Source organism: Aeromonas sp. OTU364 (genome assembly GCF_038440395.1).
In the GTDB taxonomy this organism is placed as follows: domain Bacteria; phylum Pseudomonadota; class Gammaproteobacteria; order Enterobacterales; family Aeromonadaceae; genus Aeromonas.
In genome coordinates this window covers 410,687-431,729 of sequence record NZ_JASATR010000001.1, presented here as the reverse complement: position 1 = coordinate 431,729, position 21,043 = coordinate 410,687, and the positions used below count along the sequence as shown (strand labels likewise).

General features: G+C 61.9%; 21 protein-coding genes. 10 read left to right on the top strand and 11 right to left on the bottom strand.

Annotation, left to right across the window (positions count from 1 at the left end; all coding sequences use genetic code 11):
• The first annotated feature begins 53 nt into the window (after window positions 1-53).
• From AAHB08_RS02065 to AAHB08_RS02055, 3 genes are read left to right on the top strand one after another with little or no spacing between them, the layout of a single operon-like run.
• Complete coding sequence (locus AAHB08_RS02065; RefSeq protein WP_342057951.1) at window positions 54-1,109, top strand: galactosyltransferase-related protein; 1,056 nt, start codon at window positions 54-56, stop codon at window positions 1,107-1,109.
• Between the two features lie 53 nt (window positions 1,110-1,162).
• Window positions 1,163-3,217, top strand: a complete 2,055-nt coding sequence (locus AAHB08_RS02060; RefSeq protein WP_342057950.1) for a capsular polysaccharide biosynthesis protein — start codon at window positions 1,163-1,165, stop codon at window positions 3,215-3,217.
• 7 nt (window positions 3,218-3,224) lie between these two features.
• Window positions 3,225-4,538 carry a capsule biosynthesis protein gene (locus tag AAHB08_RS02055; RefSeq protein ID WP_342057949.1) on the top strand — a complete coding sequence of 438 codons (1,314 nt, stop codon included), beginning with the start codon at window positions 3,225-3,227 and terminating at the stop codon, window positions 4,536-4,538.
• Between the two features lie 63 nt (window positions 4,539-4,601).
• Here AAHB08_RS02055 and AAHB08_RS02050 read toward each other — a convergent pair whose 3' ends face one another.
• The 4 genes from AAHB08_RS02050 to AAHB08_RS02035 all read right to left on the bottom strand — a co-directional run bounded on the left by AAHB08_RS02050 (window position 4,602) and on the right by AAHB08_RS02035 (window position 7,941).
• Complete coding sequence (locus tag AAHB08_RS02050) at window positions 4,602-5,294, bottom strand: ABC transporter permease (RefSeq protein ID WP_139434165.1); 693 nt, start codon at window positions 5,292-5,294, stop codon at window positions 4,602-4,604.
• A 93-nt stretch (window positions 5,295-5,387) separates the two neighbouring features.
• Complete coding sequence (locus AAHB08_RS02045; protein WP_025326495.1) at window positions 5,388-6,128, bottom strand: ABC transporter permease; 741 nt, start codon at window positions 6,126-6,128, stop codon at window positions 5,388-5,390.
• Window positions 6,129-6,331: 203 nt separating this feature from the next.
• Window positions 6,332-7,105 (bottom strand): ABC transporter substrate-binding protein, encoded by a 774-nt coding sequence (locus tag AAHB08_RS02040; protein ID WP_139434167.1) that lies wholly within the window; start codon window positions 7,103-7,105, stop codon window positions 6,332-6,334.
• Window positions 7,106-7,170: 65 nt separating this feature from the next.
• Window positions 7,171-7,941 (bottom strand): ABC transporter ATP-binding protein, encoded by a 771-nt coding sequence (locus tag AAHB08_RS02035; protein WP_025326493.1) that lies wholly within the window; start codon window positions 7,939-7,941, stop codon window positions 7,171-7,173.
• Between the two features lie 531 nt (window positions 7,942-8,472).
• Here AAHB08_RS02035 and AAHB08_RS02030 point away from each other — a divergent pair.
• A complete protein-coding gene (locus AAHB08_RS02030; protein WP_342057948.1) occupies window positions 8,473-9,375 on the top strand; it encodes a lysine exporter LysO family protein in 903 nt (300 codons plus the stop codon).
• 78 nt (window positions 9,376-9,453) lie between these two features.
• Here the strand turns inward: AAHB08_RS02030 and iadA are convergent, their stop codons facing one another.
• A complete protein-coding gene (gene iadA, locus AAHB08_RS02025) occupies window positions 9,454-10,584 on the bottom strand; it encodes a beta-aspartyl-peptidase (protein WP_342057947.1) in 1,131 nt (376 codons plus the stop codon).
• Window positions 10,585-10,650: 66 nt separating this feature from the next.
• A complete protein-coding gene (locus AAHB08_RS02020) occupies window positions 10,651-11,430 on the bottom strand; it encodes an ABC transporter substrate-binding protein (protein WP_446699497.1) in 780 nt (259 codons plus the stop codon).
• A 421-nt stretch (window positions 11,431-11,851) separates the two neighbouring features.
• Between AAHB08_RS02020 and AAHB08_RS02015 the strand changes: the two genes are divergently transcribed.
• A complete protein-coding gene (locus AAHB08_RS02015) occupies window positions 11,852-12,472 on the top strand; it encodes an acyl carrier protein phosphodiesterase (protein ID WP_342057945.1) in 621 nt (206 codons plus the stop codon).
• A gap of 34 nt (window positions 12,473-12,506) precedes the next feature.
• Here AAHB08_RS02015 and AAHB08_RS02010 read toward each other — a convergent pair whose 3' ends face one another.
• Complete coding sequence (locus AAHB08_RS02010) at window positions 12,507-12,890, bottom strand: DUF2069 domain-containing protein (protein WP_342057944.1); 384 nt, start codon at window positions 12,888-12,890, stop codon at window positions 12,507-12,509.
• Window positions 12,887-13,237, bottom strand: a complete 351-nt coding sequence (arsC, locus tag AAHB08_RS02005) for an arsenate reductase (glutaredoxin) (protein ID WP_342057943.1) — start codon at window positions 13,235-13,237, stop codon at window positions 12,887-12,889. The genes AAHB08_RS02010 and arsC overlap by 4 nt, the downstream gene beginning before the upstream one ends.
• 58 nt (window positions 13,238-13,295) lie before the next feature.
• Here arsC and AAHB08_RS02000 point away from each other — a divergent pair, with 58 nt between their 5' ends.
• Entirely contained in the window at window positions 13,296-13,790 is a 495-nt protein-coding gene (locus tag AAHB08_RS02000; RefSeq protein ID WP_342057942.1) for a TlpA disulfide reductase family protein, read from the top strand.
• Between the two features lie 69 nt (window positions 13,791-13,859).
• Here the strand turns inward: AAHB08_RS02000 and bepA are convergent, their stop codons facing one another.
• Window positions 13,860-15,314, bottom strand: coding sequence for a beta-barrel assembly-enhancing protease (bepA, locus tag AAHB08_RS01995; RefSeq protein ID WP_420883425.1), 1,455 nt, complete (start codon window positions 15,312-15,314; stop codon window positions 13,860-13,862).
• Between the two features lie 121 nt (window positions 15,315-15,435).
• On the opposite strand from bepA, the gene AAHB08_RS01990 reads away from it, so the two are divergent.
• From AAHB08_RS01990 to AAHB08_RS01980, 3 genes are all read left to right on the top strand, one after another.
• Window positions 15,436-15,666, top strand: coding sequence for a sulfurtransferase TusA family protein (locus tag AAHB08_RS01990; protein ID WP_289986253.1), 231 nt, complete (start codon window positions 15,436-15,438; stop codon window positions 15,664-15,666).
• Window positions 15,667-15,727: 61 nt separating this feature from the next.
• Window positions 15,728-16,798, top strand: a complete 1,071-nt coding sequence (locus AAHB08_RS01985) for an AI-2E family transporter (protein WP_025326482.1) — start codon at window positions 15,728-15,730, stop codon at window positions 16,796-16,798.
• Window positions 16,799-16,983: 185 nt separating this feature from the next.
• Window positions 16,984-17,793 carry a MipA/OmpV family protein gene (locus tag AAHB08_RS01980; RefSeq protein WP_342057941.1) on the top strand — a complete coding sequence of 270 codons (810 nt, stop codon included), beginning with the start codon at window positions 16,984-16,986 and terminating at the stop codon, window positions 17,791-17,793.
• Between the two features lie 76 nt (window positions 17,794-17,869).
• Here AAHB08_RS01980 and AAHB08_RS01975 read toward each other — a convergent pair whose 3' ends face one another.
• A complete protein-coding gene (locus AAHB08_RS01975) occupies window positions 17,870-18,670 on the bottom strand; it encodes an alpha/beta fold hydrolase (protein WP_342057940.1) in 801 nt (266 codons plus the stop codon).
• Between the two features lie 251 nt (window positions 18,671-18,921).
• On the opposite strand from AAHB08_RS01975, the gene ppk2 reads away from it, so the two are divergent.
• Window positions 18,922-19,737, top strand: coding sequence for a polyphosphate kinase 2 (gene ppk2 / locus AAHB08_RS01970; protein WP_202046237.1), 816 nt, complete (start codon window positions 18,922-18,924; stop codon window positions 19,735-19,737).
• A gap of 104 nt (window positions 19,738-19,841) precedes the next feature.
• Here the strand turns inward: ppk2 and AAHB08_RS01965 are convergent, their stop codons facing one another.
• Window positions 19,842-20,978 (bottom strand): ABC transporter ATP-binding protein, encoded by a 1,137-nt coding sequence (locus AAHB08_RS01965; RefSeq protein ID WP_247626780.1) that lies wholly within the window; start codon window positions 20,976-20,978, stop codon window positions 19,842-19,844.
• Window positions 20,979-21,043 lie beyond the last annotated feature (65 nt).

The following is a 21,043-nucleotide window of genomic DNA, read 5'->3' as shown; positions in this document are numbered from 1 at the left end:
ACAATAAAACGACATGTGGTAGGGGTAACCCTATCACTTTTTCAAGGAAACTCATGATAAACATTATAACGCCTTTTTATCATGCAAGTAATCGTGGGGAGATAAGTTCTTCTATCACGAGATTGAGTAATGCCATCAGTTCATTATCTCCCTATGAACAAGAAAGTATATATATAACAAGTAATATTAAAGAAATCCTCTCTAAGCATGGGATAGTGAGTCGCGTTCTTAATTTTAACCGTGGAGATTTTTCTCCTGGCGTTGCACGGAACGAAGCAATTAAATCATGTGGTTCTAAATATATTTTTATCTTTGATGCTGACCTAATGAGCCAAGCGTCGCTAATAATACACATACAGTCATTGCTCAGTCAGCCCGATTATTGTAGGCCTCCATTCTTCGAAATGTACCCCTGCCTCTATCTGACCAAAGAAGAGACGGAGCAGTTTGACGGGGATTTTCAGGGCTGTCTGGAGTCCTTCTTACGTGGTGAAAACCACAGGGTGGAGGGCATCGCCCTGGCCAGCAGTTGCCTGCTGATGAACCGCGAGTGGTTCTTGCAGCTAGGGGGCTTTGACGAACAGTTTGTCGGCCATGGCGGCGAAGATCTGGAGCTGATAGACCGGCTCACCCGCCACTATCCCATAGGGCCGAGGCCGGATGACTATGCCCTCAATATCAAGGCCCAGCATCCGGGAGATTATCAGGGCTTTCGCCGCTATTTCAGCTACTATGCCCTCCCCCACCTGTTTGCCGGTCGCTTCCTGGTGCATCAATGGCATCCGCGCCCCCTGACGCACCCTTATCACAAGCGACGGGCGGGCAATGATCAGTTGCTGGAACAGATGCTGTCACGCAGCGAGGCTGAGCGAGGCCCCCTGAAGGGGCCCGTGGTGCCCTGCAATGATCTCAATGGCGAGCTGCCGGACTTTCGGGAGTGGATGATCCGCGTGCAGGAAGAGGCGGGGTATCCCGTCAGCGAGTACCCTGGGCTGTTACGTTGGCAGGATGGGATCACGCTCAGGCGCCCGCTGTGGCGCAAAGTTCGCAAGCTGTACCTCAACCCACGGGCTTTTTTCAGAGACATGTTCAAACCCACATCTCGCTGAATCTTATTATTTGAGCAACTTGTATGACTCTATGGACTCAATCTGGCGGCATTATGGCTCGCAGCGCCCAGATCAGCACCTGCCTTGACCAGCCGTTGGCGCGTTTCACTTCTGATGCCACGCCCCAACCTGGCGATGTGCTGGTTGGCTGGGGCCAGAAGGCCAATGCCCGCCAGATCAAGCAGCAGGCACAGGATCTTGGCCTGCCCTATTGGCAGCTGGAAGATGGCTTTATCGGCTATATCGGCCATCCGGCCAAGGGCGGCAAGGCGGTGTCCCTTATCGCCGATCCGGTCGGTATCTATTACGATGCCCGCCAGCCCAGCCAGCTTGAACAGCTGATCGCCACCCCCTGTGACGCCGCCATGCTGGCGCGAGCCGAGCGGCTTGTCCATGAACTGGTACGCCTTGGGGTCACCAAATACAACTGCTATGCCGGGCGACCCGCCCCTCTCTCTTCTTGTTCGGCGACCAGCCTGACGGCGAAGGATGTGGGTGGGCTGCCTGTGGCGCTGGCCCAGCGTCTGCAGCAAGATGGCAGGCCCTGCGTCTTGCTGGTGGATCAGGTGGCCGGGGATCTCTCCATTCCCGGCGCCCTGGCCAACGAAGCGGACTTTATCGCCATGGTGGAGGCGGCGCGGCGCAATCATCCCGATGCCCGTCTCTTGCTTCGCACCCACCCGGATACCCGCTTTGGCAAAAAGAGTGGCGTGCTGGCCAGACTGAAACTGAGGGATGTAGAGATCGTTGCCGACCATTGTCATCCCCATGCCCTGCTCAACCTGGTGGACGCCGTTTACACAGTGTCATCCCAGCTTGGCTTCGAGGCGCTGCTGCTCGGCAAATCGGTGTATTGCTTCGGCATGCCGTTTTATGCGGGTTGGGGTCTGACCCAGGACAGCAAGCCGTGTGAACGCCGCAACGTTCAGGTGTCACTGGCCCAGCTGGTGGCGGCGGCACTGATCTGCTATCCCCGCTATCTGGATCCCGTGCTTGGCCAGTGCTGCGAGGTGGAAGAGGTGATCGCCATCATCGCCCGCCAACAGAAGGCCGCTCCCCGCTGGCGCAGGCTCTATCTGGTGGGATTCTCCTTGTGGAAGCGCGCCTTTATGCAGGCCTTCTGCCAGCCCCTGGCCGAGGAGCTCTGTTTTGTGCGCAAACCGCCAAAACGGCTGACCGGTGACGAGCAGGTGCTGGTGTGGGGCAGTCGTTACCCCGAGCTCACCTCGGCCATTCGGGTGGAAGATGGCTTTATCCGCTCCAGGGGGCTTGGCTCCAACCTGTGCCGCCCCTCTTCCCTGTCGCTGGATCCGGTCGGGATCTATTTCGACAGCCGCAGCCCCAGCGGGCTCGAGCAGTTGCTCAATTATCAGGAGCTGACACGGTCACAGCTCGATCGGGGCGAGCAACTGCTCACCCTGCTGCGCGAAAACAAGGTGAGCAAATACAATGTCGGCACCCCGGAGCACTTCACGCCTCCCGCCGATGGCCGTCCCCTGGTGCTGGTGGTGGGCCAGGTGGATGGGGATGCCTCCATCCTGACCGGCAGCCCGACCATTCGCAGCAACGAGCAGCTGCTGTGGGCGGTGCGCGCCGCCAAGCCAGAGGCCCACATCCTCTACAAACCCCACCCGGATGTGGTGGCGGGTAATCGGGCCGGGGCCATTTCTGCGGCCTGCCTAGCAGAGTGCGTGGACAGCCAGGTGCTGGATATCGGCCTGACCAGCCTCTATCCCCACGTGGACGAGCTGCACACCATGACCTCCCTGAGCGGCTTCGAAGCCCTGGTGCAGGGGGTCAAGGTCACGACCTGGGGCCAGCCCTTCTACAGTGGCTGGGGACTGACCACGGATGCCCATCCCCCGGCCCGGCGCCAGCGCTCGCTCCCCCTGGCGGCACTGGTCTATCTGACCCTGGTGGCCTATCCGCTCTATATCGATTGGCAGAGCGGACTCTGGATAAGTCCGGAACAGTTGATCCGCCAACTGGCCGCACAAGGCCAATCATCCGGCCGCAAGTCGAGCCACTGGCAGCGCTGGCAAGTCAAGCTGAGTTATCTGGCACAGACCCTGCTGCAACGCCCCTCCCTTCCCCAGTTGATGAGATAAGTCGTACATGAAGATTTTGCTGCTGCAAGGACCGCTCGGCCCCTTCTTTCAGACCCTCAGCCAGGCGCTTTCCGACGCCGGTCACGAGGTCTACAAGATCCATTTCAACGGGGGGGATGAGTGCTGGCGCTGCGTGGGCCATAGTGAACGCTTCACCGGCAAGCCGGATACCTGGAACACCTTCTTTCGCCGCTTCATCAAGCGCCATGGTATCGACAGCCTCATCTGTTACGGTGATTGCCGTTACTACCATCAGCAGGCCATCCGTATCTGCAAGCTGAAAAAAATCCGTGTCTGGGCCATGGAGGAGGGTTATCTGCGCCCCGACTTCGTAACCCTGGAGCAAGGGGGCGTCAATGCCTTCAGCCCGCTCTATGCCAGGCGTGACTCGCTGGCCGAGATGACGTGGCCAGCGCCTTATGAGGCGCCGCTGAAGGTGGGCAAGACCTTCGCCCGCCGGGCCTGGTATGCCAGCCGCTACCACATCAACAAGAACCTGTTGCGCTGGCGCTACCCCCATTTCGTCAATCACAGGCCCTGGAGTCTCTATCAGGAGGCCAGGGGCTGGGTCGCTGGAGGGGTGGTGAAGTGGAAGCACAGATGGAGCGATCGCTCCCTGCTCAAGGCACTGCCCCGGCACAAGGGACACATCTTCTTCGTGCCGCTCCAGGTTACCGAGGACTTTCAGATCCGGGAGCATTCGGATTTGAGCGGGGTGGAGGAGATGGTCGCCCAGGTGATGAACTCCTTCGCCGAGCACGCCCGCCGCGAGGATGTGCTGCTGTTCAAACACCACCCCATGGATCGGGGCTATGTCAGCTATCAGCCCCAGATCAACCGCCTGGTGACGCTGCTCGGGCTGGAGGGGCGGGTGTTCTATGGCTATGAGCTGCCACTGCCCACCCTCTATCCGCTGCTCAAGGGGGTCATCACCATCAACAGCACGGTGGGCCTCTCCGCCCTGCTGCACCAGGTGCCGACCTTCTGCATGGGGCGGGCCCTCTACGACCTGCCAGGGCTCACCACCCGGGGCACACTGGCGAAGTTCTGGCACAAGCAGAGCCCGGTTTGCAGCGAGACCTTCGAGCAGATGCGCCAGTCCTTGCTGCATCTGACCCAGCTCAATGCCAGCTTCTACCGTCATCTGGACATAGGTGCCATGGCCGTGGTGGAGAAGATCCAGCAGCACAATGTGCAGTCCCTCTCTGCCCAGAAGAGTCAACGCGCGGCAACACCTTCCGGCGTTGTCGGGGCCTTGGCCATTCTGAGCGCATTCTGCCTCCTGACCGAGGAGATGCTCACTCCGGTGACCATGCTCTAGGCCATACCGAGCATGAAAAAGCCCGCGACTGCGGGCTTTTTTGTCTCTGGCTTTTGTATCAGGTCATACGCTGCGGGGACGCAGGTGGGCGTGCCAGCGGGCCTCCCACTTCTTGAACAGCCAGACGATGGCGAAGGTGAGCAGCATATAGAGCAGGCCTGCGGTCAGGAAGGCCTCGAACGGGCTGTAGTAGCGGGAGTTGATGATCCGCGCCGCACCTGTCAGGTCGACTATGGTGATGATGCCCGCCACCGCCGAGCCCTGCAGCATGAAGATCACCTCGTTGCTGTAGGCGGGCAGCGCACGGCGAAACGAGTTGGGCAAGATGATGCGGGTGAGGGTCTGCCAGCGGCTCATGCCGAAGGCACTGGCCGCCTCAATCTGCCCCTTTGGCATGTTCAGCACGGCGCCGCGCACTATCTCGGCGGTGTAGGCGCCTGTGTTGAGGGTGAACGCCAGCAGGGCGCAGAACCAGGCCTCGGAGAAGAGCACCCAGGCGGGGCCGTTCTTGAGCCACTCCCACTGGGCGGCGCCGTAGTAGATGATGAACAGCTGCACCAGCAGTGGGGTGCCGCGGAAGAAGTAGATATAGGCCCAGATCGGCCCCTTGATCAGCCAGTTGCGGCTGTTGCGCAGTATGCCCATGGGCACCGCCAGCATGAGGCCGAGCATGAGGGAGGCCGCCACCAGCCAGATGGTGGTATAGAAGCCCTCCCAGTAGGTGGGCCACTCCGTGAGAATGATGGAGAAATCCATGGCTTACCTCGTCTTGATCGTGATGGAGATACGCTCGGCACTGACACCGCGACGATCACAGTAAACGAATGACTGCATTGAATACGGCATGGTTTACCTCGTCTTGATGGCGTAGTGACGCTCGGCCCACTTGAGCGCCGAGGTCGAGACCGCGGTGAAGATCAGGAAGATCAACGCCACCGCCATGTAGAAGGTAAAGGGTTGCTGGGTCGAGCCCGCCGCCAGGGACGCCTTTCGTACCATGTCATCGAGCCCGATGATGGAGACCAGGGCCGTGGTTTTGAGCAATACCAGCCAGTTGTTGCCAAAGCCCGGCAGGGCGTGACGCATCATCTGGGGGAAGAGGATCCGCACAAACACCTGGGTCGCCCGCATGCCAAAGGCGCGTGCCGCCTCGAGCTCCCCCTTGTCCACCGCCAGGATGGCGCCGCGGAAGGTCTCGGTCATGTAGGCACCGAAGATGAAGCCTATGGTGGCGACCCCGGCCGCAAAGGGGCTGATGTCGATGTAATCCGGCAGCAATGAGACCCACTCCTGGTTCGGGTTGCTCTCCAGCAGGTAGTTGTTGTAGGCCTCGTTGACCCAGGTGCAGATCCCGTTGATCAGCACCTGGCCGCCGAAGAACAGCAGCATCATCAGCACCAGATCCGGAATGCCGCGAATGACGGTGGTGTAGGCGGTCGCGATGCCGCGCGCCCACTTGTAGGGGGAGAGCTTGGCCAGGGCGCCCAGCATGCCGAGCACCAGCGCCAGCAGCAGAGAGGCCAGCGCCACCTCCAGGGTGACCCAGGCCCCCTCCAGCAGGGAGGTTTCGTATCCTTTCAAATCAAACATATGCGGCTCCATTGCAACGCATTGAGCGGGCTTGCCCGTCCCAATATCCTTTCAAACCAAACACATGCAGCTCCATTGCAACTAAGCGGGCCCATCGCTCCCTTGCGAGAGACAACGGGCCCGATGAGGACAGACGAGGGTCAACCTGTCGTGATGATCCGCCGCAATCCCTTCGGCGGCTACCAGAGTAGCGCGCCTGGGAGTTACTCGCCGTACACGTCGAAGTCGAAGTACTTGTCGTTGATTTCCTTGTACTTGCCGTTGGCGCGCAGGGCCAGGATGGCGGCGTTGAATTTCTCTTTCAGATCCTTGTCAGCCTTGCGCACCGCGATGCCGGCACCCTCGCCAAACCACTTGGGATCGGTCAGCTTGGGCCCCACGAACTCGAAGGCATCGCCGCCCTCTTTCTTCAGCAGGCCGTCGCTGATGGCGGCGGAGTCGGCCATCACATAGTCAACCCGACCGGATTTCAGATCGAGATAGGCCTCGTCCGCGGTGCCGTAGCGCTTGATGGTGGCATTGGGGAAATTGTCTGTGATGTAGGTGTCCATGGAGGTGGCGCGCTGCACGGCGATGGTCTTGCCATCCATGAAGGCCTTGTCGAGCTGCACCTCGGTGCCTTTCTTGGCGGCGAAGCGGGCCGGAATGTGCTGGTACTTCTGGGTGAAGTCCACCTTCTTCTTGCGCTCTTCGGTGATGTCCATGGTGGCGATGATGGCGTCATACTTGCGTGACAGCAGCGCCGGAATGATGCCATCCCAATCCTGCTTGATCAGGGTGCACTTCACCTTCATCTCTTCGCACAGGGCGTTGGCGATGTCGATGTCAAAGCCTTTCACCTCGCCGCTCGGCTCGGTCCAGGAGAAGGGAGGATAGGCACCTTCCACCCCGATCCGCACCTCTTTCCACTCCTTGGCCATCAGGCTACCGGAACACAGGGCCGTCATCACGGCAGTCGCCAGCATCAGCTTGTTCATGTATCTCTCCTTGATAAACACGTCGATCGTTGAAAACGCAGAATATTGAAAATACCGCTCCTCCATCAATAGATGGAAGAGATGAATTGCTTGAACCGCTCCGACTTGGGATGGGCGAAGATCTCCTTGGGATTGCCCTCCTCCTCCACCCGCCCCTGATGCAGGAACATCACCTTGTTGGAGACGTCACGGGCGAACGACATCTCGTGGGTCACCACCAGCATGGTGCGCCCCTCTTCCGCCAGCTCGCGCATCAGGCCGAGCACCTCCCCCACCAGCTCGGGATCGAGCGCCGAGGTGGGCTCGTCGAACAGCATCACCTCGGGCTCGACCGCCAGGGCGCGGGCGATGGCCGCCCGCTGCTGCTGGCCGCCGGAGAGGTGGCCGGGGTAGTAGTCGCGCCGCTCCCACAGCCCCACCCGGTTGAGCAGCTGCTCCGCCTTGGCGATGGCCTCGGCACGGGGCACCTTGAGCACCTGGATCGGGACTTCGATGATGTTCTGCATGATGGTCATGTGGGACCAGAGGTTGAAGCTTTGAAACACCATGGCCAGGCGGCTGCGAATGCGCTCCACCTGACGCATGTCCTCAGGCAGGCGTTCACCGGCCCGATTGCTCTTCATGCGGATCAGCTCGCCATGGAGTGAGACCGTGCCGGAAGAGGGGGTTTCCAGCAGATTGATACAGCGTAGAAAGGTCGACTTCCCCGAACCCGAGGAGCCGATCAGGGAGATCACATCCCCCTTGCGGGCCGTCATATCGATGCCCTTGAGCACTTCGTGGGTGCCAAAATACTTGTGCAGTTCACGAACTTCCAGTGCGGCAACGTCGCTCATCCATTACAACCTTGTCTGTCCCTAGACGCCGCTACGGCGTGACTCCACCATCGTAAATTTAACAAAAAGTTAACCGATGGCAACCTTCAGCGAAAATATCATTCAGGTAGTTAAAAAACAATACAGAACCGAGGTATTTAGTGGTTTATCTGTATTTTTATTGGCCTTGATGGTATTTTTCAGCACTTTGTCTGCATAAAATCCGCTTTGCGCCGTCTCCAGAATACCGCCTTTTTATACCCGGAACGCACCAGTAGCAAGAAGATTCAGCCATTTCAGTCAGAAGCCGTTCAGAGTCACTTTATTCACCCCGCTTCGGCTGAACAAAACGCACTTTTTTCTGAATGAAATTGATTTTATTGGCGATGACGGCCCGAGATCAGAGGGCTCCGGGAAGGCGGTCTCGCCATGGAAAAGTAACAAACCGATAAAAAAAGGGTCGAATGAGGCATACAAACTCGTGGATTTATGACTCTTGGCCAATAAGTAGTGGTAATGTGTCGTTTTCCCAGTTTTGTGACCGAGGCCCCAATGTTGCTGAATGTGTTGCTGATCCTGCTGCCGCTAGGTGTCGGCTATCTTGTCCCCCTCTCCTCCACCCGGCTCATCAAGCTGATCAATCAATCCCTCGGCAAGATGGTCTATCTCATCCTGTTCCTGATGGGGCTGGGGCTGGCCTATGTGGAGAACCTCGGCAGCAACCTGGCGGTGATCTTCAAGGTGGCCGGGGTGATGCTGGCCGCCATCACCGCCTGCAACCTGCTGGCGCTCTGGTGGCTGGACAGACGCAGCCCCCCCACCCACGAGTCGAGCGATGCCAGGATGCCGAGCAAGCTGCATCTGCTGTGGGAGTCGCTCCAGCTCTGCTTCGTGGTGCTCGGCGGCGTGCTGCTGGGGCTGCTGGTAGACTTGCGCGCCCTGCCCATCGACAAGTGGAGCGAGTGGGCCCTGATGCTGTTGCTGCTGCTCATCGGCATCCAGATGCGCAACTCCGGCATGCGGCTGCGCCAGATCCTGCTCAACCCCTGGGGCATGAAGATAGCCGCCACCGTCATCCTCAGCAGCTGGTTCGGCAGCCTGCTGGCCTCACAACTGCTGGGCATGCCCTTTGCCCATGGTCTGGCGATGAGCTCCAGCTTCGGCTGGTATTCGCTCTCCGGCATCCTGGTGGCCGACAAGCTGGGGCCTGTGCTCGGCTCCGCCGCCTTCATCAACGATCTGGGGCGCGAGCTCATCGCCATCCTCATCATTCCGGTGCTGATGCGTCGCCACCCCTCCGCCGCCATCGGGTACGGTGGTGCCACCGCGCTGGACTTCACCCTGCCGGTCATCCAGAAATCCGGCGGCATCCAGGTGGTCCCTGTGGCCATCGTCTCGGGCTTTATCCTGAGCCTGCTCGGCCCCATCCTGATCCTGGGCTTCCTCGCTATCTGAGTCTGGAGGAAGCCCCCAGGCGAACAAAAGCCCGGCAGCAGTGCCGGGCTTTTCGTTTACTGACGGGCGCACACTGGCTCAGGTTCGCCACTGGCCGCCGCTCATCACCCTCTCGATGGCGAGGTGCTCCGGTGCTATCAGCAGCAGATCCGCATCCTGCCCCACTCCTATCACCCCCTTGCCCGCCAGCCCCAGGGCCCGCGCCGGATTGGCCGTGACCACCCCGAGGGCGACCTCGAGCGACACCCCGAGGGCGCAGGCGCGGACGCACTCCTGCCACAGGCTGGCAATCTGGCCGCAGCGCATCTCCACAAGGCGCCCCTCGCCGTCAAAGCGCGGCAGGCTGGCGTTGGCATCCGAGCTGAAGCTGATGCGATCGGCAGGCACCCCGGCCGCCAGCAGCGCCACCAGCGCCTCTGCCGCCAGTTGCTCGCCATCGTCCAGCAGCTCGGGGAAGCTCGAGGTGGTGAGATCGATCCAGCCCCCCGCCCGGCCCCAGTCGATGGCCTCGGCAAAGAGCCAGGGGTTGCGGTTGCAGTGGGTGGGATAGAGCTGGCGCAGGGGGATGTCGGTGCCATCGCGCAGGGCCCGCAGGGGGGCCAGGGCCCCGCGGCCATCCCCGACGTGGAAGAAGCTGACCCCGCTCTTGCCCGCGAGCAGCCCGGCCACCCGCGCCTCGCTCACCAGCCGCGCCAGCTCGTCATGAGTCGGCGCACTGGATCTATGATCGCTGATGGCCAGCTCCCCCACCCCCAGCACCTCGGGGATCAACATGATGTCCGACTCCACCCTGCCGGTGAGGGTCTTGACCGGCAGGTGATAGGAGCCGGTATACATGTAAGCGCTCACCCCGGCGGCGCGAAGCTCGCGCACCTTGCCGAGCACCTGGGCCGGGGTGCGGGTCAGGCTGTCGGTGCCGAGCGCCGCCACCAGCGTGGTGACCCCGGCCTTGAGGGCCTCCCCCGCCGCGAGTTCAGGGGTACGGAAGACAAAGCCCCCCTCCCCACCGCCCCCCGTGATGTGGGCCAGAGGATCCACCAGCCCGGGCACCAGATAGCGGCCACGGCCGTCGACGCGCACCAGCGGCCAGTCAAGGGGGACCGTCAGCCCCTTGCCCAGCCAGGCGATACGGCCGTCGGCCACCAGCAGATCCTGCTGGCCGAGCGGGGCCGGGCTATGAATTTCCGCACCCTCGATCAGGGTCAACATGGGTTATCTCCTTGTTTCATCACCACTTGCCGCGAAAAAAGAGAGGGAGCAAGCTCCCTCCCTCCATCAGCCACCATAGATATCGTACTTGAAGTACTTCTGGTTGATCTCCTGATACTTGCCATTGGCCCGCAGGGTCTTGATCGCCTCGTCCAGTTTGGCCTTGAGATCCTGATCGCCCTTGCGTACCGCAATCCCCATGCCGTCACCAAACCACTGGCGATCGGTCAGGGCCGGCCCCACATACTCGAACTTGTCCCCGCCAGCCTTGCCGAGCAGCCCCTGATCGATGGCCGAGGCATCGGCCAGCAAGGCCAGCACCCGGCCCGCCTTCAGATCGAGATAGGCCTCATCGGCATTGCCGTAACGCACTATGGTGACATCGGAGCCAAAGTTGTCCGTCAGGTACTTGTCGTGGGTGGTGGCGCGCTGCACACCGATGCGCTTGCCTGCCATCCCCGCCGGGGTCAGCGCCAGCTCGGTGCCCTTGACCGCCACGAAGCGGTTGGGGATATGGGCATATTTCTCGGTGAAATCCACCTTCTTGCGCCGCTCGTCGGTGATCGACATGGCGGCGATGATCGCATCGTATTTGCGCGACAGCAGGGCCGGGATCATGCCGTCCCAATCCTGTGCCACCAGCTCGCACTTGACGGCCATCTGCTGGCACAGGGCATGGGCGAGATCGATGTCAAAGCCCTTGATCTCCCCCGACGCATCGGTCCAGGAGAAGGGGGGATAGGCGCCTTCCACACCGAAGCGCACGGTTTTCCACTCCTTGGCCGTGACGGGGGTGGTGAGCAGGCAGGCAGCAAACAGGGCTGACAGGGTCAGTTTGGTATTCATCATGAGTACTCCATTACAAAGCGCACAGGCGCGGTCAAGGCATCGCAAGCGTGGGCAAGCGATGGCCAACAAACGGCAAAACGCGGATGAGCGAGATCACGCCCCCGTGGGTATCAATGATCGACAGATATCAATGATCGGCGGGCGTCAATGAGCTGCTCCGGGGCCTCGACTTATTCGTCGAACCACTCGGAGAGGTAGAAAGGCTTGAAGTAGAAGGCCAGAAAGAAACCTCTGGCTTTGCGCATCATGATGGTCTGTCGCGTCCTGTGACAAAGATGAGAGCCACCTTAGCACGCCTCAAATTTGCCCTGCAAGAGGGGCTTGTGGGGCCAACGCAACATCCTGGCCATGGTCAACAGAACCAGGATCCTCTAGGCTCTGAGCACCTTGCCATCGACCCGCACACGACCCTGATCCCATGAATTACCTGGCGCACCTCCATCTGGCGGCCCACACCCGAAGCTCCCTCACCGGCAACCTGCTGGGGGACTTCGTCAAGGGGCCCCTGCCCACAGGCCTCGCGGCCCATTTCGACGAGGGGATCTGGCTGCACCGCAAAATAGATGCCTTCACCGATGCCCACCCCGAGCACAGGGCGGCGGTCGCCTGCTTCGAGGCACCCTGGCGCCGCTTTGGCGGCATCCTGGTGGACATGCTCTACGACCACTGGCTGAGCCGCCATTGGCAGCAATTTTGCCCGGATCCCCTGCCCCGCTTCCTGCAGCAGAGCTATGGCCAGCTACTGGCGGATCACGCCCGCCTGCCGGATGGCCTGCCAATGGCCCTCAGGCGGATGGCCGAGCAGGACTGGATCGCCTCGTACCGGCACCGGGAGGGGCTGAGTCAGGCCCTCAACGGCATAGGCCGGCGCCTGCGTCGCCCCCAGCTGCTGGGGGAGGCGCTTCATACCCTGGATGAGGGCCGCTGGCGCGACTGCGAACGGGGGTTTCTGCGCTTCTATCCCGAGGTGATGCGCTTTAGTGAGCGGCAACTCACCCACTACCGCAGGGGCCAGGACGAGGCAGGATCAACACAATGAAAAACGCCCCGAGCGGGGCGTTGAGAGGGCGCAATTAGCGGGCTTCATCCTTCTTCTTGCGAATGCTCAGACCCAGCTCGCGGCCGCGCAGACGGGCGTAATAGATGGTGCCGACGAAGGCCAGGGTGGTGAACACCAGCTCCACCACCGCCAGCCACCGCTCCCCCTCGTCCGTGGTGATCAGGGTCAGGGCGTGGAGGAAGTAGGGCATCAGCACGAAGTTGCCCCAGGCGTGGGTGTAGGGGTTGCCCTGCACTATGCCCTTCAGGGGAAACAGCAGCGGCACAGTCCAGATCACCGGCAGCAACCAGGGGTTGAGATCCGGGTGGGGAGAGAGCCACAGATGCCAGAGCAGGACCCAGGCCAGCAGGCCGAAGAAGCCGACCAGGGTCAGCAGACGGGCGAAGCGGGTGCTCACTTGAGGATCTCCAGCACCAGCTCGGGCGGACGACCGATGCGGGCCTGGCCATTCCTGATGACGATGGGGCGCTCGATGAGCTTGGGGTGCTGGTGCATGGCGGCGATCAGTGCATCACCCTCTTGCTCGGCCAATCCCAGCTCCTTGTAGAGATCTTCCTTGGTGCGCATCAGCTGGCGCGGATCGGCAAACCCGAGCTGGCCCAGCAGGGTGCGGATATCATCCTCGCTTGGCGCCTGTTCCAGATAGAGCACCACCTCGGGGGCTATCCCCTGCTGTTCCAGCAAGGCCAGGGTTTCACGGCTCTTGGAGCAGCGCGGATTGTGATAGATTTGGGTCTCGCTCATGGTAACTCCCTGATATTGCAAGATGGGACAACAAATGGCGCTATTGTAGGGGAAACGGATGGGCAGGGTAAGCGGGAGGGCGGTGGAAATGAAACGAATATGTTGGCTGATTGTGGCCGCCTTGCTGGGCGCCTGCACGCCGGCCCCCCAGTTCATCGACGGGGCGGGCAAAAACCTCAGCCTGAGCACCCTGGCGGGCAAGCCCCTGCTGGTCAACTACTTCGCCCCCTGGTGCGCCCCCTGCCTGCGGGAGATGCCCCTGCTCGCGGCGCTGCACCGGGAGGGAAAGATAGGGGTGATCGCCATCAACTATGATCCCGCCTCCCCCGCCGAGCTGGCCGAGCTGGCCCGGCGATACCAGATAGCCGTGCCCCTGATGGTCCCTCTCGATGAGGCCAGCCTCCCCTTCCCAAGGCCTGGCGCGCTGCCCACCAGCTACCTGCTCGATGGCAAGGGGCGGTTGCAAAAGACCCTGGTGGGGGAGCTCGATGAGCACAAGCTCGCCGCCATCCGGGCCTGGGCCGCCACACAAGCCTCCTCGGCACGGCCCTGATGGCCCCATGACGACAAGGGATGCACCATCTCTGGTGCACCCCGTTTCATTCAGGCGTGGTCAGCCGGACTAGCCCTTCAGGCTGTCCAGATCCTTCTTGGCCCGCTCCAGCTGGGTGATGCGCGCCTCGATGCGGGCCAGGGTCAGTTTGTCGCTGGTGGTGCCACGGGCCACAATCAGCTCGTCGATGGCCGCCTGGTAGTCACCGCGCAGGGAGAGGGTCTCCGCCCGCGCCATGTGCAGGTCCGTCATCCGTCCCGCCTTGCGATAGGCATCCGACAGCAGGCTCCAGGCCAGGCTGTTCTCGTCGTGCTCCCGGGCATAAGGGTCCAGCAGGGCGATGGACTTCTGGTAGTTGCCCGCCTCCAGATAGGCGTTGCCGAGGTTGACCACCACCACCTCGTTGTCCGGCATCCGGGTGCGGAAGCGCTCCAGCCGGGCGATGGCCTGGGCGCTGCGCCCCTTGGCGAGATCGATGTCGGTCAGGGCATCCACCACGAAGAGATCTTCCGGATGGCGGGCGGCCAGGCTCTGCATCAGGGTATCGGCCTCGTCGGTGCGCTTGAGCTGCAGCAAGGCCAGCGCCTTGCCATAGGTGGCGGCGTCTTTCAGGGGGTAGTCCCCCTTCTGCAGGCGGCTGTCGAAATAGGTGAGCAGCGCCTGGGGGCTCTCGGTGCCGTAGCGCACCTGGATGCGCACCTTGGCCAGCCAGAAGTCGAGGCTGGGAGGCAGAGCGCGGCGGCCATAGCTGTTGGCGCGGGCGCGGGCTTCGCTGATCCGGGTCTCCGGCAGGGGGTGAGTGAGCAGCATCTCGGGCGGCTTGCTGGCGTAGCGGTACTCCGCCGCCAGTTTCTGGAAGAAGCTGGCCATGCCCATGGGATCGAAACCGGCGTCATAGAGCGTCTTCATGCCGATGCGGTCCGCTTCGTACTCGTTGTCACGGGTATAGTTGATGGCCGACTGCATGGAGAGCCCGAGGGTGGTCTGCAGCGCGGCGATACCGGCGGTGGGGTTGATCACCGCCAGTGCGATGGAGCCCACCAGACCGGCCAGGGTCATGGCCGAGCTGCTCGCCTGGGCCTCCATGTAACGGGCTATGTGGCGCTGGGTCACGTGGGTGATTTCGTGAGCCAGCACCGAGGCCAGCTCGCTCTCGTTGTCGGCGTAGAGAAAGAGGCCGGTGTGCACCTTGACCCGCCCGCCGAGGAAGGCGGCCGCGTTGATGCTGGGATCATTGATGAGGAAGAAGGTAAAGGGGAAACGCACCCCGTCGGCATTGGTGAGCAGACGCTGACCAAGATCGTCGATGTATTCGCTCAGCACGGGATCATCGATGATGGGCAAGCCCGCCCGGGCAAACCGCATGAAGGCATTGCCATAGCGCACTTCCTGCTCGATGGGCAGGGCGGCAACCCCGGCGGTACCGATGTCGGGCAGCTGGTTGTTCGCTTGAGCCTGAAAGGTCGCGCTCATCAGGGATATCAGCAGGGGAAGCGATGCCATCAAGGGGGAAAAACGGGCCACAGTGTTTCTATCTCCATCAGAAGGGGCTCGGGCAGAATACCCTTGCCCATCAAGGCCCACAAGCGTTGTTTCATACTGGTATCACGGCCATAATGACCACCACGCACGCGATGGAATCCTCATGGAACAGCTCGACCTGACACCCTGGCGTTGTCCCGAGCCGCTGATCCGGCTCAAGCTCTGGCTGCGCCAGGCAAGACCCGGCCAATCCCTGCACCTCATACTGGGGGATGCCGGCTCCCGGCAGGACATTCCAGCCTACCTGCAACGCCTGGGTCACAGCGTCCGTCCCCTGGAGGAGTCCGCCGCCCGCCTCTCCTTGCTGCTCGTGGTCGGGAACCGGCCATCATGATGCCAGGCCCCGGGCTGCCCCTTTCCATCGACATGACACGGTAAAAACCAAGGAAGCCTCGATGTTAGATGTATTGAAGCGCTGGTATCAGACCCGTTTTTCCGATCCCGATGCCGTTGCCCTGTTCCTGCTGCTGGTGTTCTGCTTCGCAGTGCTCTGGCTGTTCGGCGATCTGCTGGCCCCCCTGCTGGTGGCCGTGGTGATGGCCTATCTGCTGGAGTGGCCGGTCAGCCGCCTGCAACGCACCGGGCTCTCCCGCCCCCTGGCCACCAGCCTGGTGCTGCTGCTGTTCCTCAGTGTGACCACCATGATGCTGCTGGGGCTCATCCCCACACTGGTGAGCCAGGGGGTCAACCTCGCCAAGGAGGCGCCCTCCATGCTGGCCCATGCCCAGGACGCGGTGCGCACCCTGCCGGAAAAATACCCGGAGATAGTCGACGTCAGCCTGGTCGAGACCATCATAGACAACATTCGCCAGCGCATTCTGGCCGGGGGGGAGCAGCTGGTGAGCGCCTCCCTCAGCTCCCTCATCAACGTGGTGGCCATCCTCATCTACGCCATCCTGGTGCCCCTGATGGTGTTCTTCATGCTCAAGGACAAGCAGGTGCTGATGGGCGGCCTGCGCCGCTTCCTGCCCCGCAACCGCACCCTGGTCAACCGGGTCTGGGTGGAGATGAACGACCAGATCATCAACTACATCCGCGGCAAGGTGATCGAGATCCTCATCGTCGGGGTGGCGACCTACATCCCCTTCGCCCTGATGGGGCTGCGCTACTCGGTGCTGCTGGCGGTGGCGGTCGGCTTCTCCGTACTCATCCCCTACATAGGGGCGGTGGCGGTGACCGTGCCCGTCGCCATGGTGGCCCTGTTCCAGTGGGGGCTGACCCCGGACTTCGCCTGGCTGATGGTGGCCTATCTGGTCATTCAGGCGCTCGACGGCAACCTGCTGGTGCCCCTGCTCTTCTCCGAGGCTGTCAACCTGCACCCTGTGGCCATCATCGTCGCCGTGCTGGTGTTTGGCGGACTCTGGGGATTCTGGGGGGTCTTCTTCGCCATTCCCCTGGCGACCCTGGTGAAAGCTGTGCTCAACGCCTGGCCCAAGCGGGACGAGGCGCCCCGCCCCGCCCCCTGATGAGAAGAGAGGTTTTCGCCTCTCTTTTTTTATTACCGCGAACTCATCGACCACGGACTCGGTTCCCGCCTGAATCCAGGTGAAATACAATGACGCTATCGAATTGAATTTCCAATGAAAACGGGCTTCACTGACAAGGTCATCGGCAGTATGCTCTGCCAGCCCCGACTCTGAAGGATCAGTTCATGCCCCCTGTTCGTACCCTTTACAGCGCAGCGCTTGGCGCGCTCCTGACCCTGCTGTTCGCGACCCCGGCCCGGGCCGAGGTCGATCTCGGCTCCCTCGATATCTTCGTGCAGGACAGCCCCACCAGCCCGGTACCCAAGGGGCTGGTACTGGGCGGCGCCGTCATCGGTGGCGATGCCCGCTATCAGGGCCAGGATGACACAGCCCTTGCCGTGCCCGGCTTCATCTACTTCGGCGAGCAGTTCATGTTCCTCGGGGACAGGGCCCGCTACTACTTTCACAAGGATGACAGTTTCGCCGCCTACGGTTACGGCAGGATGCGCTTTGGCAACCTGGATCCCGACGATGCCCCCGAGCTGGCCGGCATGGAGGAGCGCAAGTGGGAGCTGGAAGGGGGCGTCGGCGCCAGCCTCATCACCCCCTATGCCCTGCTCAGCACCCGCCTCAGCACGGACGTGACCGGGCGCAGCAACGGCCAGGAGCTGCTGCTGTGGGCCGACTTCCCCATATTGCGGGACAGGCTGCTCATCATGCCCGGCATGGGGATGATGATCCGAAGCAGCAAGATGGCGAACTACTACTTTGGCGGTGTCTCGGGGGGCGAGGCCAGGGGGCAACGCCCAGAGTGGGACACGGGCACCACCCTCTCCCCCATGGCGGCCATCATCACCAGCTACCGTTTCAGCCCCCACTGGATCGGCATGTTTGCCGCCAACTACGAGCGCTACGACGACGACATCGCCAACAGCCCCATAGTCCAGCACAAGGGGGAGCTCTACGCCGGCTTCGCCGTGGGTTATATCTGGTAACCCAACCGCCAACCAACAAGAAGGGAGCCATTGGCTCCCTTCTTGTTTGATGTGACTCGCAGCCGGCATGCGGCCATCACAGGGTGGCCAGAAACTCGGCCAGGGCCCGGTTGACGAACTCGGGGTTCTCCAGGGTCGAGATGTGGCCCGCCCCCGGTATCTCCCTGAAGGGGCAGGCCAGCGCCTCGGCCATCAGATAGCCCTCCAGCACCGGACGCGCCTTGTCCTCGCAGCCTGTCATCACCAGGCTCGGCATCGTCATCTCTTCGAGCCACTCGATGCGATCCTCCCGGGTCACGAAGCTGCGCCCCACCGCCACCAGGCTCGCCACCTGGTCCGCCGGCCACTGGGCCAGCCGCGCCTTGAAGCCGCTCATCAGGGCGGGATCCGGCTCATGGGCAAAGAAGAGCGGCGCCACCTGCTCGATGACGGGGGCAGGAAGGGTGCCCAGCTGCTCTATCATGGCCAGCATGCCGAGGTAGCGCTCGCAGGGGATCTGGGGCTCCCAGCCAACGAAGGTATCCATCAGCACCAGCCCCTTGAGCCGCGCCGGGGCCATCCTGGCGAGCTCCACGCCCCACATGCCACCAATCGACAGCCCCACCAGCACGCACTGCTCGATGTCGAGGGCATCGAGCAGTGCCAGGTGATCCCGGGCCAGGGTTGCCAGGGTGCAGCCACCGTCAGGGAGCACGTCGGAATCACCGTGGCCCCAGAGCTCGGGGACGATGCAGCGATAGCTGCCCTTGAGCGCCTCGACTTGTGGCGCCCACATGGCACTGTCCCACAAATAGCTGTGGCCAAAGAGCAGCACAGGGCCCTGCCCCTCGTCCAGATAGGCCATGCGGCGGCCCACAATCTCCATAAAATGCTTCATGTTATCTCCTGTTGCCAGCGGCTGCTGATGAGACGGCCGTGCAAAATCGCCATAAATGGCTTCATGTTTTTTCTGTTGCCAGCGGCTGATGAGGCGGCAGTATCAATCGCCATACCCATACAATGGCTTCATGTTTTCTTCTGTTCTGCTGGCAGCGACGGGGCGGCAGTGTAACACGCCACCCTTGGCAGTGGCGCCTCCCTGGTGCAAGCTGGGGTGGCCCACAAAAAGGACTCGAACAGGAGAAGATCATGCCGAAGGAAAAGAGCAAGAAACGCCCGCGCCTGGACAAGAAGACCTATGAACACCACCTGGCCCAGTTGCAGGAGGAGCTGGTCAAGCTGCAGGAGTGGGTCAAGCAGGAGGGGCTCAAGGTAGTGGTGCTGTTCGAGGGGCGCGATGCCGCCGGCAAGGGGGGCGTCATCAAGGCGATCACCGAGCCCCTCAATCCCCGGGTCTGCCGGGTCACCGCCCTGCCCGCGCCCTCGGACAGGGAGCGCACTCAGTGGTACTTCCAGCGCTATGCCGCCCACCTGCCGTCGGCGGGCGAGATGGTGCTGTTCGATCGCTCCTGGTACAACAGGGCCGGGGTGGAGCGGGTGATGGGCTTTTGCACCGACGCAGAATACCGCGAGTTTCTGCGTGCCTGCCCCGAGTTCGAGCGGATGCTGACGCGCTCCGGCATCACCCTCATCAAGTACTGGTTCTCGGTCAGCGACGAGGAGCAGGAGAAGCGCTTCAAGGAGCGCATCAACACCCCCATCAAGCGCTGGAAGTTCAGCCCCATGGACTTGCAGTCCCGCTCCCGCTGGGTGGAGTACTCCCGCGCCAAGGATGACATGTTCACCTACACGGATACCGAGGACTGCCCCTGGTTCGTGGTGGAGGCCGACGACAAGCGCCGTGCCCGCCTCAATTGCATCGCCCACCTGCTCGGCAAGGTGCCCTACGAGGCTATCCACTACGAGCCCATCAAGCTGCCCCCCATCAAGACCGAAGGGTATGAGCGCCCGCCCCTGACCAGCCAGACCTTCGTGCCCGACATCACCGCCGCGCTCGATACCTGATCCCCGTCACCCTGCCCGCTTGCCCGCACGGCAGGCAATAAAAAGCCGGTCATTCGACCGGCAAAAAGGCATTGAATACTACGGAAACCTGCACAACAACACCATCAGGTGCGGATATATCTGGCGGTACGGGGGAACGCCTGCTCCTTGGCATCGAACAGGTAGCAGGCCTCGGCCGGAATGCCGACGCTGTACTGCTCGCCGGTGGCCACGTCCACGTCCGAACTGGCCTTGACGGTGAAGTCGTGGCCATCCACGTCCATGTAGACGAAGGACTCGGCCCCCAGGTGTTCAGCCACCTGCACCACCCCGCTCACCCGGCTGTCGGCATGGGCGTGATCCAGCGGTACCAGGTGCTCGGGGCGAATGCCCAGCTCCACCTTGTCACCGACGGCGCCGCTGCGGGCATCGACCCGGGCACGCACGGTATCGCCAGAGGTCAGCTTGACCACGCACTCCTGCTCGCCAATCTCCAGCAACTCGCCCGCCAGGAAGTTCATCTTGGGGGAGCCGATAAAGCCCGCCACGAACTTGTTGTCCGGGTTGTGGTAGAGCTCGAGCGGGGTGCCGAACTGCTCCAGGTTGGTGGTCGCCTCGCCCTTGAGGGGGCTCAGCACCACGATGCGGTTGGCTAGCGTCATGGCCTCCACCTGATCGTGGGTCACGTAGATGATGGTGGAGTTGAGCTCCTTGTGCAGCTTGGCGATCTCGATGCGCATCTTGACCCGCAGGGCGGCGTCCAGGTTTGACAAGGGTTCGTCAAACAGGAACACCTGGGGTTGCTGCACTATGGAGCGACCGATGGCCACCCGCTGGCGCTGACCACCGGAGAGCGCCTTGGGCTTTCTGTCCAGCAGGGGCTCGAGCCCCAGGATCTCGGCGGCACGCATCACCCGCTTGTGGATGTTCTCCTTGTCCATCTTCTTGAGCTTGAGGCCGAAGGCCATGTTCTCGTAGATGTTCATGTGGGGGTAGAGGGCATAGGACTGGAACACCATGCCCACGTTGCGCTCCACCGGCGGCACGTCGTTCATGTAACGACCGCCTATGGTCAGCTCACCGCTGGTGATGTCCTCCAGCCCCGCGATCATCCGCAGCAGGGTGGACTTGCCACAGCCGGACGGGCCGACGAAGACGATGAACTCCCCTTCCTTGATGGCCAGGTTGATGTTGCGCAGCGTGTCCTTGTGGACAGCCGGATCGTAGTTTTTGCGAACGTTGTTGAGTACTACTTCAGCCATGACGAGCTCCGCTCTGAAATCTGTGCAAATCGTGATAGTCGGGGGAGCACTCCCCCGGCCATTAA

Excerpts from the sequence above, each read along its gene's own strand:
- AAHB08_RS02065 (WP_342057951.1), top strand. The coding sequence starts at position 54 with ATGATAAACATTATAACGCCTTTTTATCATGCAAGTAATCGTGGGGAG.
- AAHB08_RS02060 (WP_342057950.1), top strand. The coding sequence starts at position 1,163 with ATGGCTCGCAGCGCCCAGATCAGCACCTGCCTTGACCAGCCGTTGGCG.
- AAHB08_RS02055 (WP_342057949.1), top strand. The coding sequence starts at position 3,225 with ATGAAGATTTTGCTGCTGCAAGGACCGCTCGGCCCCTTCTTTCAGACC.
- AAHB08_RS02050 (WP_139434165.1), bottom strand. The coding sequence starts at position 5,294 with ATGGATTTCTCCATCATTCTCACGGAGTGGCCCACCTACTGGGAGGGC.
- AAHB08_RS02045 (WP_025326495.1), bottom strand. The coding sequence starts at position 6,128 with ATGTTTGATTTGAAAGGATACGAAACCTCCCTGCTGGAGGGGGCCTGG.
- AAHB08_RS02040 (WP_139434167.1), bottom strand. The coding sequence starts at position 7,105 with ATGAACAAGCTGATGCTGGCGACTGCCGTGATGACGGCCCTGTGTTCC.
- AAHB08_RS02035 (WP_025326493.1), bottom strand. The coding sequence starts at position 7,941 with ATGAGCGACGTTGCCGCACTGGAAGTTCGTGAACTGCACAAGTATTTT.
- AAHB08_RS02030 (WP_342057948.1), top strand. The coding sequence starts at position 8,473 with ATGTTGCTGAATGTGTTGCTGATCCTGCTGCCGCTAGGTGTCGGCTAT.
- iadA (WP_342057947.1), bottom strand. The coding sequence starts at position 10,584 with ATGTTGACCCTGATCGAGGGTGCGGAAATTCATAGCCCGGCCCCGCTC.
- AAHB08_RS02020 (WP_446699497.1), bottom strand. The coding sequence starts at position 11,430 with ATGAATACCAAACTGACCCTGTCAGCCCTGTTTGCTGCCTGCCTGCTC.
- AAHB08_RS02015 (WP_342057945.1), top strand. The coding sequence starts at position 11,852 with ATGAATTACCTGGCGCACCTCCATCTGGCGGCCCACACCCGAAGCTCC.
- arsC (WP_342057943.1), bottom strand. The coding sequence starts at position 13,237 with ATGAGCGAGACCCAAATCTATCACAATCCGCGCTGCTCCAAGAGCCGT.
- AAHB08_RS02000 (WP_342057942.1), top strand. The coding sequence starts at position 13,296 with ATGGGCAGGGTAAGCGGGAGGGCGGTGGAAATGAAACGAATATGTTGG.
- AAHB08_RS01990 (WP_289986253.1), top strand. The coding sequence starts at position 15,436 with ATGGAACAGCTCGACCTGACACCCTGGCGTTGTCCCGAGCCGCTGATC.
- AAHB08_RS01985 (WP_025326482.1), top strand. The coding sequence starts at position 15,728 with ATGTTAGATGTATTGAAGCGCTGGTATCAGACCCGTTTTTCCGATCCC.
- AAHB08_RS01980 (WP_342057941.1), top strand. The coding sequence starts at position 16,984 with ATGCCCCCTGTTCGTACCCTTTACAGCGCAGCGCTTGGCGCGCTCCTG.
- AAHB08_RS01975 (WP_342057940.1), bottom strand. The coding sequence starts at position 18,670 with ATGAAGCATTTTATGGAGATTGTGGGCCGCCGCATGGCCTATCTGGAC.
- ppk2 (WP_202046237.1), top strand. The coding sequence starts at position 18,922 with ATGCCGAAGGAAAAGAGCAAGAAACGCCCGCGCCTGGACAAGAAGACC.
- AAHB08_RS01965 (WP_247626780.1), bottom strand. The coding sequence starts at position 20,978 with ATGGCTGAAGTAGTACTCAACAACGTTCGCAAAAACTACGATCCGGCT.